This is a genomic window from Cellulomonas sp. WB94, from assembly GCF_003115775.1.
Lineage (GTDB): Bacteria > Actinomycetota > Actinomycetes > Actinomycetales > Cellulomonadaceae > Cellulomonas_A.
On record NZ_QEES01000007.1, the window covers coordinates 23,694 to 43,157 of the forward strand.

Consider the following 19,464-nt stretch of genomic DNA (forward strand, 5'->3'; position numbering starts at 1 on the left):
TCCTCGGTGTTCGTCTGTGCTGGGGTGACCTGCGTCGTCCGCCGGTCGCGGGTGGGTCTGCGTACTGGGTGTCGGGGTGCTGGTGGAGCGAGGTTCAGAAGAACGAGTACGGGAGGCCGTCGTCGCCGTCGTCCTCAGGGTCCTCGGTCGGTCCGTCCGCCCACCCGCGGCCGGCGCGGGTGGCTCGGGGAGCGTGAGTGCGGTCCGCGCGGTCCCGAGCGCGCTCGGAGCGGAGGGCCTCGACGTCGACGTCGCCGATCAGGTCGTGGCGCAGCTCGACCTCGCGCTCGGCGATACCGGCAAGGAACTCGGTCTTGACGGTCCGGGCGGCGCTCGCGACCCGACCAACCGTCCCGGCGGCGTCACGAGCGCCCGCGGGGAGATAGCGCTCGCTCAGCTCGGCACCCTTGCGGATCACGACGACGGTGACCGCAGCCCCGATCGCGATCCACACGAGGCGCTTCATCGCTTGCTCCTCGATGCGCGGGCGGCCGCGCCCAGTCCGGACAGGGCGCGCCGAACGCCGTACGAGAACGCGGCGACCTTGATCATCGGGGAACCGACGGTGGCGGCGAACAGAGACGTGAGCGCGGACACGTTCTCAGAGACCTGCGCCGCCGACGACGTGATCGCATCCACCCGCTCGATCTGGACGTTGGTCGAGGCGACGGCCGAGGCGGCCTCATCGAGCACGGGCACCGTGTGGTCGGTCAGCTCCTTGACCGAGACGCGCGCCTCGTCGAGCACGCGGCCGAGCTTGACCAACGGCAGCGCGAGGAATCCGACGAGCAGCACGAATGCGATCGCCGCGATGAGTCCCGCGACGTCTCCGACCGACATGTCCCGTCCTTCCCCGATCCGTGGCCACGGATCACCTCTCCCGACACTACCTGGACAGCGCAACGCCCCGTGCCCGCCGCAGGCGGCGCACACGGGGCGTTGCGGTAGCTCCAGTCGCTCGCGTCAGCGGGCGTAGTACTCGACGACGAGCTGGACCTCGCAGGTCACGGGGACCTCGGCGCGCTTCGGGTGACGCACCAGGACCGAGCTGAGCTTCTCAAGCTTGACCTCGAGGTAGCCCGGGACGGCCGGGAGCACGTCGCGGTGGGCACCGGCGGCGGCGACCTGGAACGGCACGGTCGCCTGGCTCTTGGGCTTGACCTGGATGGTCTGGCCCGGCTTCACGCGGAACGACGGGCGGTCCACGATCTTGCCGTCGACGAGCATGTGGCGGTGCACGACGACCTGGCGGGCCTGGAGGATCGTGCGGGCGAAGCCGGAACGCAGGACGAGCGCGTCGAGACGCGTCTCGAGGTTCTCGACGAGCGCCTCACCGGTCAGGCCCGGGGCCTTGCGGGCGTCCTCGAACGCACGGGCGAGCTGCTTCTCGCGGATGCCGTACTGGGCACGCAGGCGCTGCTTCTCCCGCAGGCGGACCGCGTAGTCCGACTCGGTGCGGCGACGCGCGCGGCCGTGCTCGCCGGGCGGGTAGGGACGCTTCTCGAAGTGCTTGACAGCCTTGGGCGTCAGCGCGAGGCCGAGGGCGCGCGAAAGGCGCACCTGGCGACGTGCACGGGTCACACTGCTCACAGAGGAACTTCCTGTCGTTGTAGACGTCACACCCGGACGCGGAGGTATCCGGCGGGCGTGGGGCCGACCATGGTGCGATCCCGGCGTGCAGATCGCGGCGGCTGAGGCCCCAGGTGGTCACCCGACCGGCATGTCCGTGCTCGCGCACGCCCATCACTCGCCAGGCAACTTCCCGATCATACCGTCTCGTGGGCGTCGGCCGAACCCGGGCCGGCGCGATGCCCTTGGTCGCCGCTCGTGCGCTCAGCGCTCCGTGGTCGGGGTGTGGGAATCGCCGGAGGAGAGGATCGCGCGGATGCGGTCCAACCGCTCCGCGACGAGGCGTTCGTGGCCGCGGTCCGACGGCGTGTAGTAGCGCGTGCCGACGAGCTCGTCAGGCAGGTACTGCTGCGCGGCGACCGCGTGGGGCTCGTCGTGCGCGTACCGGTAGTCCTGACCGTGCCCCAGCGGGCGTGCACCGGCGTAGTGGGCGTCACGCAGGTGCATCGGGACGGTGCCGATGCGACCGGCGCGCACGTCGGCCAGCGCGGCGTCGATCCCCCGGTAGGACGCGTTCGACTTCGGCGCGGTCGTCACGTGCACGACGGCCTCCGCCAGGATGATCCGCGCCTCCGGCATGCCGATGAGCGCCACGGCCTGGGCCGCTGCGACCGCTGTCTGGAGCGCGCTCGGGTCGGCCATCCCGACCTCCTCGGCCGCCGCGATGACGATGCGCCGCGCGATGAACCGCGGGTCCTCCCCCGCCGCGACCATCCGCGCGAGGTAGTGCAGCGCGGCGTCGACGTCGGAGCCGCGCATCGACTTGATGAACGCGCTGATGACGTCGTAGTGCTGGTCGCCGTCCCGGTCGTACCGGACGGCTGCCACGTCGATCGCGCGCTCCACCGTCTCCAGGTCGATGACCACCGGGGTCGTGCCCGACGCGTCGTCGAACGGGCCGGTCAGCGCGGCGCCCGTCGCGGCCTCGAGGATCGTCAGCGCCTTGCGCGCATCTCCCCCGGCCAGCCGCAGCAGGTGTTTCTCGGCGTCCTCGGTCAGCGCCACGGTGCCACCGAACCCGCGCTCGTCCTCGATCGCCCGACGCACGAGCAGGCGCACGTCCTCGACACCGAGAGGCTGGAGCGTCAGCAGCAGCGACCGCGACAGGAGCGGGGAGTTGACCGAGAAGCTCGGGTTCTCGGTCGTCGCCGCCACGAGGGTCACCCACCGGTTCTCGACGCTCGGCAGCAGCGCGTCCTGCTGGGCCTTGGTGAACCGGTGCACCTCGTCGATGAACAGGACGGTCTCGCCGCCATCGGTCGCCAGCCTGCGACGCGCGTCCTCGATCACCGCGCGGACGTCCTTGACCCCGGCGGTGACGGCGGACAGCTCGACGAACCGGCGCCCCGACGTCGCGGCGATGAGGTAAGCGAGCGTCGTCTTTCCTGTCCCCGGCGGTCCCCACAGGACGACCGACGTCGGGGCGGCCCGGCGCGCGTTCGCATCGCCGGGCTCGACGAGTCGCCGCAGGGGGGAACCTGGCACCAGCAGGTGCGCCTGCCCGGCGACCTCCTCGACAGTCCTGGGGCGCATCCGGACCGCGAGCGGCGAGCCAGCCGACGCGACTGGGAGCCCCTGCGCCGTCGAGCTCACGGTGTCGAACAGGTCCATGCGTCGAGCCTACGCACCGCCCAGGGAACTCTTCGCCCTCGTTGGGTGTGCGCGGCGGCCCGGAGTGCTGGGATGCTGATCAGCGTGTTCGAGAGCCTAGGTCGCGCAGTCGCCCATCATCCCCGTCGCGCCCTTCTCGCGTGGCTCGTCATCACCGTGCTGGGGTTCGGGCTTGCGCTGTTCGGGGTCCAGGGCGAGAACCTGTTCGACCGGTTGTCGACCGGGGAGCCTTCCGTGCCTGGCTCGCAGAGCGCGACCGCCAACGGCATCCTGCGCGACGCGAGCACGAGCGGTGCGTCCCTCACGCTCGCGGTGCAGAACGTCGACCCGTCGACCGCCGGTCTGGGCGACGCCCTGACCGCGGCACGCACCGACCTCATGGCGATCGGCGGGGTCGCGTCGGTCATCGACCCGCTCGTCCTTCCCGGCGGTGCGGCCAACCCGGCAGCAGCGCCGCTCATCGCCCAGGACAAGCAGGGCTTCCTCGTCGTCGTCGAGCTGACGCCCGGACTCAGCTCGTCCGCCGAGGCCACTGCGCTGGGCGCGGTCGAGCGTCGGCTCAACCAGGTCCCGTCCGACCTGCGTGCCGTGGCCCCGGAGGCGACCGGGCAGGTCGGCGGCGCGAAGCTCATCTTCGACGCCATCACCTCCCAGGTGGAGAAGGACCTCCTCACCGGCGAGACGATCGCCCTGCCGGCAGCACTGCTCGTGATGATCATGGTCTTCGGCGGCTTCCTGGCCGCGTCGATGCCGATGGTCGGTGCGATCGCGTCGATCGCGGGCGGTCTGGGCGCACTCCTCGGGCTGTCCTACGTCATCGACCTGGACTCGTCCGTCGTCAACGTGGTGACGATCCTCGGCCTGGGGCTCTCGATCGACTACGGCCTGCTCATCGTGTCCCGGTTCCGCGAGGAGCTGCACCATCTGACCGACGGCGACGGGGGCCTCGCGGCCAGGCGACGGCGAGGAGACGGCGCTGTCGTGACCGCCCTCGTCCGCACCATGTCGACGGCCGGGCGCACCGTCACGTTCTCCGCGCTGACGGTCGCGATCTCGATCGCCGGCCTGCTCGTCTTCCGTCCGCAGATCCTGCGCGCCGTCAGCGCAGCGGGTGTCGCGGTGATCGTCGTCGCGGTGGCCACGGCCCTCACGCTCGTGCCAGCGATGCTCGTCCTCTTCGGACGCCGGCTCGTGCGACCCGGCCTCATCTCACGCGTGCCCGGTCTGCGCACGCTGCTGGCGCGCACCGCTGACGTGCAGTCCGAGGAAGGCGTCTTCTCCCGGCTCACGGGGCGCGTGCAGCGCCACCCGTGGTGGGTCATGCTCGGCGCGCTCGCGCTGCTCGGCGTGCTCGCCGTGCCGCTGACCCACCTCGAGCTGCGCAACTCCACGACCCAGCTGCTGCCGCTCGGCAGCGACCAGCGTGACTACGTCCAGCTCCTCGCCCGGGAGTACCCGGCGGCGACGACCGCGCCGGTCATCGTGGTCGCGCAGACGTCCCTCGAGGCGGCGACCGCATGGGCCGCCCGGCTCGGCGACATCGCCGATGTCGTGTCGGTCGACCCGCCCTCGCCGACCGGCTCGCACGTGGTCATCGGGGTGCGGCCCGACGACACCGATCCCGGCGGCGCCGTGGCGGAGCACGTCGTCACCGAGGTGCGCGCGCTCGACGCGCCGTTCCCCGTCTGGGTCACCGGCCAGGCCGCCGGACAGCTCGACTTCACGGCGTCGCTGATGTCGCGGGTGCCCTGGGCCGTCGCGATCGTCGCGCTCGCGACCCTCGTCCTGCTGTTCCTCATGACCGGGTCCGTCGTCATCCCCATCAAGGCGCTGCTGACGAATGCGATCTCCATCGCTGCCTCGCTGGGGGTCCTCGTGTGGGTGTTCCAGGACGCTCACCTGTCCGGCCTGCTCGGCTTCGTGTCGACGGGCGGCATCGAGACCTACGTCCTCGTCCTCGTCATCGCCTTCGCGTTCGGGCTGGCGATGGACTACGAGGTGTTCCTGCTGTCGCGGATCAAGGAGCTGCACGACTCGGGCCTCTCGAACGACGACGCGGTGCGACTCGGGCTCCAGCGCTCGGGACGGATCATCACGTCCGCAGCAGCGATCATCATCGTGGTCTTCGCGGGCTTCGTCGCCGGCAAGCTGCTGGTCATCAAGGAGGTCGGCTTCGCGCTGGCGGTCGCGGTCCTCATCGACGCGACGGTCGTCCGGCTGCTGCTCGTCCCGGCCACGATGACCGTCCTGGGGCGTGGCAACTGGTGGTCGCCGCCATTCCTGCGTCGGCTGTACGCGCGCCTCGCGATCACGCACTGACGGCATCCGCCACCGTGGTCTCGCCACCGCCGATCGACCGCGTCGCGTACCTGCGTCTGCGGTGGCGCGCCCGCATCGCGACGGGATCGTTCCTGCTCGTCGGCGTGTGGCTGAGCTACCGCATGGCACGGCTCGGCGCCAGTCCGTTCGCCGTGATCCCGTTCCTCGCGTTGGCCGCCCTCGGCGCAGCGGCGTGGCCGGTGCTGCGCGGCATGTGGGCTCGCTCGTTCGCGGCACGCCCTGTCACGCTGCGGCTCGATCCCGACTCCGGCGAGCTCGTGGACCGTGCGGCCGCCACCGACGACGAGCCCCGTCGCCATCAGGCGTTCACGGGCGAGGTGCGGCCTCCCCGACGGTGGTGAGGCCGCCCGCCCCGACGGGCGCGCACTACTCCGAAGCGACCGCGACGACCTTCGGCTTCGCGTCCACACCGGCGTCGCGGCGCTGCTCGGGCGTGATGGGCGCCGGGGCACCGGTCAGCGGGTCGTAGCCCCCGCCAGACTTCGGGAACGCGATGACGTCGCGGATGGACTCGGACCCCGTCAGCAGCGCGACGACGCGGTCCCAGCCGAGCGCGATCCCGCCGTGCGGCGGCGCGCCGAACTGGAAGGCGTCGAGGAGGAAGCCGAACTTCTCCTGGGCCTCGGCCTCGTCGATGCCCATGACCCCGAAGACGCGCTCCTGGACGTCGCGGCGGTGGATACGGATCGACCCGCCGCCGATCTCGTTGCCGTTGCAGACGATGTCGTAGGCGTAGGCGAGCGCAGCACCGGGGTTCTGCTCGAACGTGTCGATCCACTCCGGGGTGGGCGAGGTGAACGCGTGGTGCACAGCCGTCCAGGCGCTGGTGCCGAGCGAGACGTCGTCGTCCTCGCCCGTGGGCTTGAAGAGCGGTGCGTCGACGATCCAGACGAACGCCCACGCGGCCGGGTCGATGAGGCCGCCTCGCCGCCCGATCTCGAGCCGGGCCGCACCGAGCAGCGTCTGGGCCTCGGCGCGCTTGCCGGCGGCGAAGAACACAGCGTCCCCGGGGTTGGCGCCGACGGCTGCGACGAGCCCGGCGCGCTCGGCGTCGGAGAGGTTCTTCGCGACCGGCCCTGCGAGCTCGCCGTCCTCGGAGACCGTCACGTACGCGAGCCCCTTGGCGCCGCGCTGCTTGGCCCAGTCCTGCCACGCGTCGAAGCCGCGGCGGGGCGTCGCCGCGCCACCCGGCTGCACGACGGCGCCCACGTACGGCGCCTGGAACACGCGGAACGGGGTGTCGGTGAAGTACTCGGTCATCTCGACGAGCTCGAGACCGAAGCGGAGGTCGGGCTTGTCGCTGCCGAAGCGGTCCATCGCGTCGGCGAACGTCATGCGCGGGATGGGCGTCGGGATCGTGTAGCCGATGAGGTCCCACAGCGCGACGAGGACCTCCTCGCCGAGCTCGATGACGTCGTCCTGCTCGACGAAGCTCATCTCGACGTCGAGCTGGGTGAACTCCGGCTGCCGGTCGGCGCGGAAGTCCTCGTCGCGGTAACAACGGGCGATCTGGTAGTACCGCTCCATGCCGGCGACCATGAGCAGCTGCTTGAAGAGCTGCGGCGACTGCGGCAGCGCGTACCAGGAACCGGGCGACAGCCGGGCCGGCACCACGAAGTCGCGGGCGCCCTCGGGGGTCGAGTGGGTCAGGGTCGGCGTCTCGATCTCGACGAAGTCGTGCGCGTCGAGCACGCGCCGCGCAGCCTGGTTGACCTTGGAGCGCAGGCGGAGCGCATGGGCGGGTGCCGGACGACGCAGGTCGAGGTACCGGTACTTCAGCCGGACCTCCTCGCCGACCGTCTCGTCGAGCGCCGAGGACACCTGGAACGGCAGCGGGGCGGACTCGTTGAGCACGACGACCTTCTCGGCGACGATCTCGATCGCCCCGGTGGCCAGATGCGCGTTCTCGTTGCCCTCCGGGCGGGCGCCGACCGTGCCGGTCACCTGCAGGACGTACTCGTTGCGCAGCCCGTGCGCGACGGACTCGTCGCGGATCACGACCTGGGCCACCCCCGACGCGTCCCGGAGGTCGATGAACGCCACCCCGCCGTGATCCCGGCGCCGGTCCACCCAGCCCGTGAGGGTGACGGTGGTGCCGATGTGCTCGGCTCGCAGCGAGCCGGCCGTATGGGTGCGAAGCACGAATCAGTCCTTCCGGGACGATCAGGGGCGCGCGGAGACCGGCGCTCTGGAGATCTTAGTCAACGGCGGCGACGATCAGGTCGCGGGCACGACTCTGGGCCACCAGTCGTCCGACGACGGCTCCCACGTCGCGGCGTCGGCCGCCAGCTGGTCGCCCGAGCGAATGTCCTTGACCTGGTCGGGTGTCGGGAGGCCGTCCTCGTCGGGCGCGCCGACGAACCACACGAACGGGATGCCGCGCCGGTCGGCGTGACGGATCTGCTTGCCGAACTTCGCCGCCGAGGGCGCGACCTCCACGGGGATCCCCCGGGCGCGCAACGCGCTCGCCACGGCGTCCGACGCCGGGCGCAGGTCCTCGGAGGTGACCGCGACCAGCACCGCGCTCGGCACCGACCGGGTGGCCCGCACGAGCCCACCCGCCAGGAGCCGCGAGACGAGACGGGAGACGCCGATCGACAGCCCGACCCCGGGGTAGGTGGTCGTGCCGTCCGACGCGAGCGTGTCGTAGCGTCCGCCCGAGCAGATCGAGCCCAGCTGCTCGTGCCCGACGAGCAGCGTCTCGTAGACCGAACCCGTGTAGTAGTCGAGCCCGCGGGCGATCTTCAGGTCGGCCACGACGACACCGGGCGCGCGGGTCGCGGCGGCCCGCAGGAGGGCTCCGAGCTCGCCCAGCCCCTCCTCGAGCAGCTCCGAGGTCACGGCGTGCGCGGTCGCGAGCTCACGGACCCGCGCGATGACGCCGTCGTCGTCCCCCGAGATCGCTGCGAGGGCGAGGCACGCGTCGGCCTGCGCCGCCGTCGCGCCGGTCTCGGCCACGAGAAGTGCGGCGACCGCGCCGGCGCCGATCTTGTCGAGCTTGTCGATGCTGCGCAGCACCCCGTCGACGTCGTCAAGCCCGAGGCCGCGGTAAAAGCCCTCGGCGACCTTGCGGTTGTTGACGAGGATGCGCACGGCCGGGACGCCGATGGACCCGAGGGCGCCCAGCGCCTCAGCCATGACGAGCGGCAGCTCGACCTCGTAGTGGTACGCGAGCTCCCCCGCGGCGACCACGTCGATGTCCGCCTGCACGAACTCGCGGAAGCGCCCGTCCTGGGGCCGCTCGCCGCGCCACACCTTCTGGATCTGGTAGCGGCGGAACGGGAACGCGAGGTGGCCGGCGTTCTCGAGCACGTACCGCGCGAAGGGCACCGTCAGGTCGAAGTGCAGTCCGAGCTGACCGGCGCGGTCGTCCCCCGACGTGTCCGTCTCCTCCTGGAGACGGCGCAGGACGTACACCTCCTTGGAGGTCTCGCCCTTGCGGAGCAGCTGGTCGAGCGGCTCGACCGCACGCGTCTCGATCCCGGCGAAGCCGTGGAGCTCGAAGGTGCGGCGCAGCACGTCGAGGACGTGCTGCTCGACGATGCGCCCGTCGGGCAGCCACTCAGGGAATCCGGACAGAGGGGTCGGTCGGGCCATGGTGCCCCATCCTGCCAGGTGCCCGGGGACCTACCCGCGCAGGTACGGGTTGGCACGCAGCTCGTCGCCGAGCCGGGACGACGGCCCGTGCCCGGGCAGCACGAGCGTCTGCGGGTCGAGATGGCGCACCACGTCACGGAGCGTGACGGACATGACGGCCGCATCACCCCCGGGCAGGTCGGAGCGACCGATCGACCCTGCGAAGAGCACGTCGCCGGTGAGCGCGACCGCCGGCTCGCTGTCGAGGAGGTAGAGCGTCGATCCCTCGGTGTGGCCGGGCGCGTGGCGGGCGACGAGTCGTACGCCGCCGAGCTGGAGCTCGACGTCGGCCGTGCGGCCGTCCGCGCCGGGCTCGCTGCCGAACGGCTCGACCCGGCCGGGCGCGCGGTACGTGGCGGGGGCCGCGCCGATGCCGACCAGGGCGCGGGCGAGCGGCCCATTCTCGTCATGGGTCGCCCCCAGCGGACCGAGCGTGCCGAACGGGTCCGCCAGGCGGTAGGCATCCGCGGTGTGGAGGACGAACGGGACGTCGAACGCCGAGGTGAGCTCGCCACCGTCCCACGTGTGGTCGGCGTGCCCGTGCGTGGCCAGGACAGCGACGGGCGTCAGGCCCCGCTCGGCCACGAGGCGGCGCACGCCCGGTGCGACCCCTGCGCCGGCGTCGACGATGACGCACGTGCTGTCGTCGGCGACGATCACGTAGCAGTTCGTGCCGAACACGGGTGCGACCACGGTGAGGAGCTCCATGCAGCCACGCTACCGACCACGGCCGAGGCCCGGGCGCCACCGGTCGAGACCAGACCGTGACCTCGACGCGGGCCGCGGTGGCGATCAGCTGGTCATGGCTGCCTAGACTGTCGGGGTCCAGGAGTGCGTCGCGGCAGGCCAGAGTCTCGCCGCTCGCCCGTCGTCGAGGAGCATGCGTGTCGTCGAGCAAGCGCGAGCGCGAGTACGAGCGCCGCCGGTACGAGAAGTGGCAGCAGCGTCAGGCCGAGCACAAGGCACGTCGCCGCCGTCTGCAGGTCATCGTCGGCTCCCTCCTCGGCGTCCTGCTGGTGGCTGTGGGCGTCGGCGTGGCCGTCGCCGTCACGAACGACCAGCCGAGCGCCGCCCCGTCCGCCACCGGCTCGGCGTCGGCATCGCCGTCCTCCACGCGCACCCTGCCCGACGCCAGCATCGCCGGTGCCCGCACCTGGACCGGGACGCTCACGCTCAACGGTGGCGCGGTCGCCATCGAGCTCGACGGTGCAGCGGCACCGCAGGCGGTCGCCAACTTCGTGACCCTTGCCCAGGACGGCTTCTTCAACGGCACCGTGTGCCACCGGCTCGCGCTGAGCATCCACGTGCTCCAGTGCGGCGACCCGACCGCGACCGGCGACAGCACGTCGGACGGGACCGGTGGCCCGGGCTACGCGTGGGGCCCCATCGAGAACGCCCCGGCCGACGGGGTCTACCCGGCCGGCACGATCGCCATGGCCCGTCAGTCGAACGACGGATCCTCGATGGGCAGCCAGTTCTTCCTGGTCTACCAGGACACGACCATCCCGGCGGACTCCGCGGGGGATACACGATTTTCGGCCACATCACGTCCGGACTGGACGTGGTGCAGGCAATCGCTGACGCGGGAGTCACGGGGGGCGGCACCAACGGTGCGCCCACCACCCGCGTCACCATCGAGGGAGTGGAGACCCAGTGACCGAGAAGCCGGCTGCGACGCAGCACGAGCCCGACGAGGTCCCCGCACCGTCTGCTGCAGGTCCCGACGACGTGACGTCGTCGACCGACTCTGCGGTCGACTCCGCGGACGAGGTGACCGTGGCGGAGGATTCGGCGCCGAACGAGGCCGACCAGGGGTCCGCAGTCGAGATCGCCACTCCTCAGGAGGTGCCTGAGCCGGCCGCTCAGGAGGCAGTGGTCGCCGAGGAGCCTGCAGTCGCTGAGGAGCCCGCGGTCGCTGAGGAGCCTGCGGTCGCCGCAGAGCCTGTAGTCGCTGAGGAGCCCGCGGTCGCCACGGAGCCCGCGGTCGACGAGGAGCCCGCAGTCGACGAGGAGCCCGCGCCGGCGACGGCCGAGCCTGAGGCCGCAGACGAGCCCGTGGCCGCCACGTCGGAGACGCCCCCGAGCCCGCGACCGGTGCCGCGTCCCGTGCCTCGACCGATGCCGCGTCCGCCCGTCCACCCTGTCCCCCCCGCCGGTCAGCGCGGCGACTCCCCCGCAGCCCCCGCTGCGCCGGTCGCACCGCCGATCGACGCGGTCGAAGGTGCTGCCGCAGCCGCCTTCGGGCGGGTCGACGACGACAGCACGGTGTGGGTCCGCGAGGCCGCCGGCGAGCGCACGGTCGGTCAGTTCCCCGGCGCGAGCGCCGAGGACGCCCTGGGCCTCTACGTCCGACGGTTCCTCGACCTGAAGGCCAAGGTCGTGCTCTTCGAGACCCGCCTGACAGCGACGGACCTCGCGGTCAAGGAGATCGACCAGACCCTTGCGAAGCTCGCCGAGGAGCTCGCCGAGCCCGCCGCCGTCGGGGACCTCGACGAGCTTCGTGCCCGGCTCGACGCCTTGCGCCCGATCGCTGCCGAGCGCCGAGCGGCCGCCGAGGCCGAGCGGGCAGCAGCTCGGGCGATCGTGCTGGCCGAACGCACCCAGATCGTCGAGCAGGCCGAGAAGATCGCCGGCACCGACCCGGAGCGGATCCAGTGGCGGCCGGCCGGCGAACAGCTGCGGGTGCTCCTCGATCAGTGGAAGGAGGCGCAGCGCAGCGGACCGCGCCTCGACCGCGCTTCCGAGGAGTCGCTCTGGAAGCGCTTCAGTCACGCCCGCACCACGTTCGATCGGGAACGTCGCCACTTCTTCGCCGAGCTCGAGTCGCGCAACGCCGGGGCGAAGGCCGCCAAGGAGGACCTGGTACGTGAGGCCGAGAGTCTCGCGACCAGCACCGACTGGGGAACCACAGCCGGTGTCTACCGCGACCTGATGGCTCGCTGGAAGGCGTCGGGGCGCGCGAGCAGGTCCGACGACGACGCGCTGTGGGCGAGGTTCCGTGCCGCTCAGGACGCGTTCTTCGCGGCCCGCGACGCGGCCGCCGCCTCCACCGACGACGAGTACCGCGCGAACCTCGAGCTCAAGGAAGCGCTGCTGACCGAGGCCGAGCGACTTGTCCCCGTCAAGGACATCAACGCGGCCAAGGCGGCGCTGCGCACGCTGCAGGACCGGTGGGAGTCGGCGGGCAAGGTGCCCCGCGCCGACGTCCAGCGGATCGAGGCCCGGCTCCGTGCAGTCGAGACCGCTGTCCGCGACGCCGATCAGGCCGTGTGGCAGCGGAGCAACCCGGAGACGCGAGCCCGCGCCGAGGGCGCGGCGGCACAGCTCGAGAGTGCCATCGCGGGTCTCGAGGCCGACCTCGCCGCGGCTGAGGCCAAGGGCGACGCACGCAGGGTCGCCGAGGCCCAGGCTGCGCTCGATGCCCGCCGGTCCTGGCTCGAGCAGGTCCAGCGAGCCGCTCAGGACGCGCGCGGCTGATCGACGGTTCGTGCCCCCGGCGCTGCGGCGTCGGGGGCGCAGCTGTCCACAGATCTACGCCGGGCCCCGCACGACGGCTCTGCCGACGCGATGCTGGGCGGATGCGCGCACGCCCGTGGCTGCCACGCCCGACGAATCCCGAACCACCTGACCGGCTTCTCCCGGAGCTTCTCGGCCCTGTCGCCCACCGGGCGATGATCCGGGACGGGATCACCCGCCTGATCCGCGCGGACCTGACGATCCCGGCCGACGTCGTGGCCACTCCGGAGCTCCGGCTCGCCTCGCTGGCCGAGCTGGTGCCGGCTCGGTGCGTCGTGGGGCGCCAGGCGGCCCTGTGGGTCCACACCGGCGCCCACGAGCCCTTACGGGTCGCTGTGCTCGTGGGCCCCCGCGTCCGTCGCCCCGATCCCCATCCGGGCCGGACGACGCACGAGTGCGAGCTCACCGACGACGATGTGGTGGCGCTGGGCGCCCTCCGGGCCACTGCGGTCCAGCGCACCGGCGTGGACCTGGCGCGCTGGTTCCCTGCTGACGAGGCGCTGCGCCTGCTCGAGCCGCTGTGCGACGCGGGCTTCGACGCCGCCGCGGCGCTGCGCTCGCTCGACACGCTCGGCGGGTACGCGGGTGTCCGGAACGCCCGCGACACGTTGGCCCGCATCGCGAGCAGCCAAGACCTCGCGGCCCGGATGGATCAGGCCCGGATCACCGGGTGCTCGGCGGCCTTGGCCCCCGTGAGCCGGTAGACGTCGAAGACGCCCTCAACCTTCCGGACCGCCGCGAGCACCGACGCGAGGTGCGACGGCTCGGCCATCTCGAACACGAAGCGGGACAGCGCCACGCGGTCGCGTGACGTCGAGACCGACGCCGAGAGGATGTTCACGTGGTGGTCCGAGAGGACCCTCGTCACGTCCGACAGCAACCGGCTCCGGTCGAGCGCCTCGACCTGGATCTGCACGAGGAACAGGCCGCTGCCGCCCTGGGTCCACTCGACCTCGACGATCCGCTCGGGCTCGGCCCGCAGGGCGCCCACGTTCACGCAGTCGGTCCGGTGCACGCTGACACCGGCCCCCCGGGTCACGAACCCGACGATCTCGTCGCCGGGGACCGGGGTGCAGCACTTGGCGAGCTTGACCCACACGTCCTCGACGCCCTTGACGACGACCCCCGAGTCCCCGGTGCGGACCCGCCGGCCGCTGACTCCGGGGAGCGTCGTCTCGGCGAGGTCCTCCTCGGCGCCGGGCTCGCCGCCCATCGAGTGCACGAGCCGTTGGACGACGGTCGCCGCCGACACCTGTCCCTCACCGATCGCGGCGTACAGCGACGAGACGTCGGCGTGGCGCATCTCGTGCGCGAGCGCCACGAGCGCCTCGTGGGACAGCAGGCGCTGGATCGGCAGGTTCTGCTTGCGCATCGCCTTCGCGATGGCGTCCTTGCCGTGCTCGATGGCCTCTTCGCGGCGCTCCTTGGAGAACCACTGACGGATCTTGTTGCGTGCCCGAGGGCTCTTGACGAAGCCCATCCAGTCACGGCTCGGACCGGCAGTCTCCGACTTCGACGTGAAGACGTCGACGACGTCGCCGTTCTCGAGCGTCGAGTCGAGCGGCACGAGGCGGCCGTTGACGCGTGCCCCCATCGTGCGGTGGCCGACCTCGGTGTGGACCGCGTACGCGAAGTCGACCGGGGTCGAGCCCGCCGGCAGCGCCATGACGTCGCCCTTGGGGGTGAACACGTACACCTCGGCGCCGGCGATCTCGAAGCGCAACGAGTCGAGGAACTCGCTCGGGTCGGCGGTCTCCTTCTGCCAGTCCACGAGCTGGCGGAGCCAGGTCATGTCGTTGCCGCTCGAGTCCGTCGTCGTCGGGCCGAGCTTCGCGTTCTCCTTGTACTTCCAGTGCGCGGCGACGCCGTACTCGGCGCGGCGGTGCATGTCGTGGGTGCGGATCTGGATCTCGACGGGCTTGCCGCCGGGGCCGATCACCGTCGTGTGCAGCGACTGGTAGAGGTTGAACTTCGGCATCGCGATGTAGTCCTTGAACCGGCCGGGCACCGGGTTCCAGCGCGCGTGCAGCGCACCGAGCACCGCGTAGCAGTCCCGCACCGAGTCCACGAGGACACGCACGCCGACGAGGTCGTAGATGTCCGTGAAGTCGCGGCCGCGCACGATCATCTTCTGGTAGATCGAGTAGTAGTGCTTGGGCCGGCCGGTCACCGTCGCCTTGATCTTCGCTGCCCTCAGGTCGGCGCTGACCTGGTCGCGAACGACCGCGAGGTACTCCTCACGGGCGGGCGCCCGCTCGCTCACGAGGTGCACGATCTCCTCGTACACCTTGGGGTACAGGGTCGCGAAGGACAGGTCCTCGAGCTCCCACTTGATCGTGTTCATGCCGAGCCGGTGCGCCAGCGGCGCGTAGATCTCGAGCGTCTCGCGGGCCTTCTTCTCCGCGGACGCGGACGCCACGAACTTCCACGTCCGGGCGTTGTGCAGGCGGTCGGCGAGCTTGATGACCAGCACCCGGATGTCGCGGGACATCGCGACGACCATCTTGCGGACGGTCTCCGCCTGCGCTGCCTCGCCGAACTGGACCTTGTCGAGCTTGGTCACGCCGTCGACGAGCATCGCGATCTCGGGACCGAAGTCCGCGCGCAGCTGCTCGAGGGAGTAGTCCGTGTCCTCGACCGTGTCGTGGAGCAGGGCCGCAGCCAGCGTCGGCGGGGTCATCCCCAGCTCGGCGAGGATCGTCGCCACGGCGACCGGATGCGTGATGTACGGGTCGCCGCTCTTGCGCAGCTGACCCCGGTGCGCGCGTTCGGCCACGACGTAGGCCTGCTCGACGACCGACAGGTCGGCCTTCGGATGGTTCGAGTGGATCGCCAGCAGCAGGGGTTCGAGCGCAGGCGAGGTCGCGGCGCCACGTGAGCCGAAGCGCGCCAGGCGGGAGCGCACCCGGTTCGCCGACCCGCTCGGCACTGCCTCCGTCGATCCGGTCTGGACGTCGGACTCGGCCGCGCGCACGTCGTCAGTCATGGCACGGACCTCCCAGCGTCGACCGTCGGATGCCGCAGCGCGCGATGCACAGGTGCACGTCGCCGCGGTGGGTCTCCACCGACCCGATCGGGAAAGTCTACGTCCGCGGCTCTCTAGAGCACGTCAAGCAGGGTCTCCACCCGGTGGCCCTCGAGCGAGGCGCGCCCGCCCAGGAACCTCAGGTCGACCAGGAAGGACAGTCCGACGACGGTGGCGCCGCACTCCTCGAAGAGCCGGATCGTGGCGCCCGCCGTGCCGCCGGTGGCCAGCACGTCGTCGACGATCAGCACGCGCGACCCGCGGGGCACCGTGAAGGGGTGCACCTCGACCGTTGCGTGGCCGTACTCCAGCTCGTACTGCTGCGAAGCCGTCGGGCCGGGCAGCTTGCCCGCCTTGCGGACCGGCACGAAGCCCGCGCCGAGCGCGATCGCGACGGGTGCCGCGAGGATGAACCCCCGCGCCTCCGTCCCGGCCACCAGATCCACAGGACCGTCCACGCGAGCAGCGAGCTCCGCCACGACGGCGGCGAACGCCTCGGCGTCCGCCAGCAGCGGGGTGATGTCCTTGAACCCCACGCCGGGGCGCGGGAAGTCGGGGACGTCACGGATGAGCTCGTGCAGCCGCGCGACGAGCGCGTCGCCCGTCAGACGGTCGCCGATCGAGCCCGAGCGCGGGTTCACGTCCGTCGACGCGGTCACTTGCGGCGTCGCGGCTGTGCGGCGTTGCCCTGGTGCGACCCGGGGCGCAGCTGGGCGGTGGCCCGTCCGACGGCCGCAGCCCCGACCTGCTCGCCGGAACCGTCCTTCGCACGGTTGGCCAGGACCTTCGCGGTGTGCTCGTGCAGCTTCGGCTCGCGCTCACGCAGGAGGACCTCGAACGGGGTCGCGAGGAAGATCGAGGAGAAGGCGCCGATCGCCATGCCGACGAACAGGGCGAGCGCGATGTCCCGCAGCGTCCCGGCGCCGAGCACGAACGCCCCGATGAACAGGATCCCGCTGACCGGCAGAAGCGCCACGACCGAGGTGTTGATCGACCTCACGAGGGTCTGGTTGACGGCCAGGTTCGCCTTCTCGGCGTAGGTGAACCGCGACTGGTCGAGGACCCCGGTGGTGTTCTCGCGCACCTTGTCGAAGACCACGACGGTGTCGTAGATCGAGTACCCGAGGATCGTCAGGAAGCCGATGACCGTTGCCGGCGTGACCTCCCACCCGACCGCTGCATAGATGCCCACGGTGATGATCAGGTCATGGAAGAGCGCGAGCAGCGCCGCCACCGCCATGCGCCAGTTCCGGAAGTAGATCGTCAGGACCAGCGTCACGAGGACGAGGAACACGATCAGTCCGCGAATCGCCTTCGACGAGACGTCCTGGCCCCACGACGGGCCGACGAAGTTGCTCGTCACCTGCGTGACGGGGACGTCGTAGGCGACGGCGAGTGCCGCTGCCGCCTTCTCGACCTCGGTGTTGCTCAGGGTCGCGGTCTGGATCCGCAGCGACGAGGTACCCACCGTCGACACTCGCGGGATCTCCTCGGGCGCGAAGGACGCGACGGTGTCGGCGGCGAGCTTCTGATCGTTCGTCGGGACGCCGGAGATGACGAACTCCGAGCCGCCGCGGAACTCGATGCCGGGGTTCAGACCCGGCTTGACGAGCAGGATCGCGCAGATCGCGACGAGGGTGAAGGAGATCGTGAACCAGAGGCGCTTGCGTCCGACGATGTCGTAGGACCGGCGGCCCGTGTAGAGGTCATTGCCCCACTGGGCGAATCCAACGGCCATCAGAGCTCGTTCCCTTCGGTACGACCGGACGTGGGCTCCGCCTCGGCGGCGGTGCTCGTCGTGTCCGGCGGCAACGGCTCGGTGCCCTCAGCAGGGGGCGCGGAGCTCGCGGCCGCCGCCCGCGCGGCCGCGCGCCGCTCGGCGATGGTCTGGTGGCCGGAGGGCGACCCGACGGTAGCGACGGCCGGCACCTTCTCGCCAGGGACTGCAAGGCGGTCGGGTGCAACCGCGGGCTGCCCCGTCACGATGCGACCGCGACCGGCGTACCGAGGCGTCTGGGGCGCGCCCAGCCGGCGCGGGTCGAGCCCTGACGCCGGGTGCCCGTGCCCGAAGAACTCCGTCTTGGCGAGCACGGCGAGCATCGGGTGCGTGAAGCAGAAGACGACGACGAGGTCGATGATCGTCGTCAGGCCGAGGGTGAAGGCGAACCCGCGGACCCCGCCGACGGCGAGGAAGTACAGGACCACCGCGGCGAGGAAGTTCACCGCGTCGGACGCAAGGATCGTGCGGCGGGCCCGTTCCCAGCCCTTCTCGATCGCGGCGGGGAGCGTGCGACCCTCGCGCAGCTCGTCACGGACGCGCTCGAAGTAGACGATGAACGAGTCGGCCGTGATACCGATCGCGACGATCAACCCCGTCACACCCGGGAGCGACAGCCGGTAGCCCTGCGTCCACGACAGCACCGTGATGACCCCGTAGGTGATCAGCCCGGCGATGACGAGCGAGGCGACCGTCACGAGGCCCAGCGTCCTGTACTGGAGCAGCGAGTAGACCACGACGAGCAGCAGGCCGATCAGGCCGGCGATGATGCCCTTCTCCAGCTGCTCGGAACCGAGCGACGCCGAGATGGTCTGCTCGCTCTGCACGGTGAACGTCAGGGGCAGTGCGCCGAAGTTGAGCTGGTTGGCGAGCGTCGCGGCCGTCAGGCGGGTGAACGAGCCGGAGATCTCCGCCTTGCCGTCCGTGATGATGACGCCGGGGGCGAGCGACGGGGCTGAGATCACGAGACCGTCGAGAACCATGGCGAACTGGTTCTGCGGGGAGGTCAGGCCCTGCAGACGAGTCGTCGTGACGCGGAACTCGCTGCCACCCGTGCCCGTGAACTGGATGTTGACGACCCACTTGCCCGTGGACGTCCCGTTCGCTCCGACACCGAGGCCCGAGGACGCAGACGAGATCTCCTTGCCCTGGATCTCCACCGGCCCGAGCAGGTACTTGGCGGAACCCGTGGGGTCGCACGCGACGAGGGCCTTGTCGGCGGCCGAGAGCTTCCCGCCGGTCTGGTTCGCCTTGTTCGTGCAGTCGAGCGCGAGGAAGTCCGCCTCGACCTTGGGCGTGATGTAGTACGCCGTGTCGCTGGGGTTGTCCGGGGCCGCCTTGGTCGGGGTGTCCGACGGGGCAGCGGTCGCCGTGGCGCTCGGGGTCGGGGTCGCAGCAGCATCGGCCGCGGGAGTCGCGGCGTCCGTCGGCGTCGCGGTGGCCGTCGAGGTGTCGGTCGGCGTGGGAGCCGAGATCCCGAGGACCGGTCGGAACTCCATCTGCGCCGAGGTCCGCACGAGGTTGAGCGTCTCCTCGCTCGGGGTCCCCGGGAGCGCAACCACGATGTTGCGGCCGCCCTGGCTGGTGATCTCCGCCTCGGCGACACCCGAGGAGTCGACGCGCTGGCGGATCACATCGATCGCCTGGGTGATCGTCGCGTCGGTGATGGCTGCCTGGTTCTCGGCGACCGGCGTCAGGATGATCTGCGTGCCGCCCTCGAGGTCCAGGGCGAGCTTCGGGGTCAGCGTCGCAGTCGACCAGTGCGAGCCGGAGATCAGTGCGCCGAACAGGGCGACGATGAGCACGCCGAGGGTGACGAGCGTGCGTACGGGCCGCTCGCGGCGGGTGGGCTGGGCCAACGGAGTGTCTTCTCTCGTGCGCGCACCGTCGGCGCGATGCCGACGGTGGGGTTGTGGTCCGCCAACGGCGG

The 19,464-nt window shown here is 71.5% G+C and carries 16 protein-coding genes; 5 read left to right on the plus strand and 11 right to left on the minus strand.

All coding sequences use genetic code 11. The features are described 5' to 3' along the window. Positions 1–94: 94 nt before the first annotated feature. The 4 genes from DDP54_RS17285 to DDP54_RS17300 all read right to left on the minus strand — a co-directional run bounded on the left by DDP54_RS17285 (position 95) and on the right by DDP54_RS17300 (position 3,240). Positions 95–466 carry a hypothetical protein gene (locus DDP54_RS17285; protein WP_109133239.1) on the minus strand — a complete coding sequence of 124 codons (372 nt, stop codon included), beginning with the start codon at positions 464–466 and terminating at the stop codon, positions 95–97. Further along, entirely contained in the window at positions 463–840 is a 378-nt protein-coding gene (locus DDP54_RS17290; RefSeq protein ID WP_109133240.1) for a DUF948 domain-containing protein, read from the minus strand. Before DDP54_RS17290 ends, DDP54_RS17285 begins: the two co-directional genes overlap by 4 nt. Positions 841–963: 123 nt before the next feature. After that, positions 964–1,590, minus strand: coding sequence for a 30S ribosomal protein S4 (gene rpsD / locus DDP54_RS17295; RefSeq protein ID WP_109133241.1), 627 nt, complete (start codon positions 1,588–1,590; stop codon positions 964–966). Positions 1,591–1,833: 243 nt separating this feature from the next. Then, on the minus strand, positions 1,834–3,240 hold the full coding sequence (locus tag DDP54_RS17300; protein ID WP_109133242.1) for a replication-associated recombination protein A: 1,407 nt from the start codon (positions 3,238–3,240) through the stop codon (positions 1,834–1,836). An 84-nt stretch (positions 3,241–3,324) separates the two neighbouring features. Between DDP54_RS17300 and DDP54_RS17305 the strand changes: the two genes are divergently transcribed. Both DDP54_RS17305 and DDP54_RS17310 read left to right on the plus strand, forming a co-directional pair. Then, positions 3,325–5,559 carry an MMPL family transporter gene (locus DDP54_RS17305; protein ID WP_347338544.1) on the plus strand — a complete coding sequence of 745 codons (2,235 nt, stop codon included), beginning with the start codon at positions 3,325–3,327 and terminating at the stop codon, positions 5,557–5,559. 14 nt (positions 5,560–5,573) lie between these two features. After that, positions 5,574–5,921 carry a hypothetical protein gene (locus tag DDP54_RS17310; RefSeq protein WP_109133243.1) on the plus strand — a complete coding sequence of 116 codons (348 nt, stop codon included), beginning with the start codon at positions 5,574–5,576 and terminating at the stop codon, positions 5,919–5,921. Between the two features lie 25 nt (positions 5,922–5,946). Here DDP54_RS17310 and aspS read toward each other — a convergent pair whose 3' ends face one another. The 3 genes from aspS to DDP54_RS17325 form a co-directional block, all read right to left on the minus strand. Continuing rightward, positions 5,947–7,722 (minus strand): aspartate--tRNA ligase, encoded by a 1,776-nt coding sequence (gene aspS / locus DDP54_RS17315; protein ID WP_109133244.1) that lies wholly within the window; start codon positions 7,720–7,722, stop codon positions 5,947–5,949. A gap of 75 nt (positions 7,723–7,797) precedes the next feature. Next, positions 7,798–9,177, minus strand: coding sequence for a histidine--tRNA ligase (hisS, locus tag DDP54_RS17320; protein ID WP_109133245.1), 1,380 nt, complete (start codon positions 9,175–9,177; stop codon positions 7,798–7,800). A 30-nt stretch (positions 9,178–9,207) separates the two neighbouring features. Further along, the gene (locus tag DDP54_RS17325) at positions 9,208–9,924 is read right to left on the minus strand and encodes an MBL fold metallo-hydrolase (protein ID WP_109133246.1); all 717 of its coding nucleotides are present in this window, start codon (positions 9,922–9,924) and stop codon (positions 9,208–9,210) included. A gap of 176 nt (positions 9,925–10,100) precedes the next feature. Here DDP54_RS17325 and DDP54_RS17330 point away from each other — a divergent pair, with 176 nt between their 5' ends. From DDP54_RS17330 to DDP54_RS17340, 3 genes are all read left to right on the plus strand, one after another. Beyond that, positions 10,101–11,069 carry a peptidylprolyl isomerase gene (locus DDP54_RS17330; protein ID WP_347338545.1) on the plus strand — a complete coding sequence of 323 codons (969 nt, stop codon included), beginning with the start codon at positions 10,101–10,103 and terminating at the stop codon, positions 11,067–11,069. After that, a complete protein-coding gene (locus tag DDP54_RS17335; protein ID WP_242448588.1) occupies positions 10,993–12,693 on the plus strand; it encodes a DUF349 domain-containing protein in 1,701 nt (566 codons plus the stop codon). Before DDP54_RS17330 ends, DDP54_RS17335 begins: the two co-directional genes overlap by 77 nt. A gap of 101 nt (positions 12,694–12,794) precedes the next feature. After that, positions 12,795–13,436 carry a hypothetical protein gene (locus DDP54_RS17340; protein WP_146192470.1) on the plus strand — a complete coding sequence of 214 codons (642 nt, stop codon included), beginning with the start codon at positions 12,795–12,797 and terminating at the stop codon, positions 13,434–13,436. On the opposite strand, the gene DDP54_RS17345 is transcribed toward DDP54_RS17340, so the two are convergent. From DDP54_RS17345 to secD, 4 genes are all read right to left on the minus strand, one after another. Then, complete coding sequence (locus DDP54_RS17345) at positions 13,385–15,718, minus strand: bifunctional (p)ppGpp synthetase/guanosine-3',5'-bis(diphosphate) 3'-pyrophosphohydrolase (RefSeq protein WP_109133248.1); 2,334 nt, start codon at positions 15,716–15,718, stop codon at positions 13,385–13,387. The genes DDP54_RS17340 and DDP54_RS17345 overlap by 52 nt on opposite strands. A gap of 113 nt (positions 15,719–15,831) precedes the next feature. After that, positions 15,832–16,365 carry an adenine phosphoribosyltransferase gene (locus DDP54_RS17350; protein WP_109133337.1) on the minus strand — a complete coding sequence of 178 codons (534 nt, stop codon included), beginning with the start codon at positions 16,363–16,365 and terminating at the stop codon, positions 15,832–15,834. 47 nt (positions 16,366–16,412) lie between these two features. Then, positions 16,413–17,495, minus strand: coding sequence for a protein translocase subunit SecF (gene secF / locus DDP54_RS17355; protein ID WP_109133249.1), 1,083 nt, complete (start codon positions 17,493–17,495; stop codon positions 16,413–16,415). Further along, a complete protein-coding gene (gene secD, locus DDP54_RS17360) occupies positions 17,495–19,393 on the minus strand; it encodes a protein translocase subunit SecD (protein WP_109133250.1) in 1,899 nt (632 codons plus the stop codon). Before secD ends, secF begins: the two co-directional genes overlap by 1 nt. Positions 19,394–19,464: the final 71 nt, after the last annotated feature.

Coding starts and splice junctions, on each gene's coding strand:
- DDP54_RS17285 (WP_109133239.1), bottom strand. CDS start 466: ATGAAGCGCCTCGTGTGGATCGCGATCGGGGCTGCGGTCACCGTCGTC.
- DDP54_RS17290 (WP_109133240.1), bottom strand. CDS start 840: ATGTCGGTCGGAGACGTCGCGGGACTCATCGCGGCGATCGCATTCGTG.
- DDP54_RS17300 (WP_109133242.1), bottom strand. CDS start 3,240: ATGGACCTGTTCGACACCGTGAGCTCGACGGCGCAGGGGCTCCCAGTC.
- hisS (WP_109133245.1), bottom strand. CDS start 9,177: ATGGCCCGACCGACCCCTCTGTCCGGATTCCCTGAGTGGCTGCCCGAC.
- DDP54_RS17325 (WP_109133246.1), bottom strand. CDS start 9,924: ATGGAGCTCCTCACCGTGGTCGCACCCGTGTTCGGCACGAACTGCTAC.
- DDP54_RS17340 (WP_146192470.1), top strand. CDS start 12,795: ATGCGCGCACGCCCGTGGCTGCCACGCCCGACGAATCCCGAACCACCT.
- DDP54_RS17345 (WP_109133248.1), bottom strand. CDS start 15,718: ATGACTGACGACGTGCGCGCGGCCGAGTCCGACGTCCAGACCGGATCG.
- secF (WP_109133249.1), bottom strand. CDS start 17,495: ATGGCCGTTGGATTCGCCCAGTGGGGCAATGACCTCTACACGGGCCGC.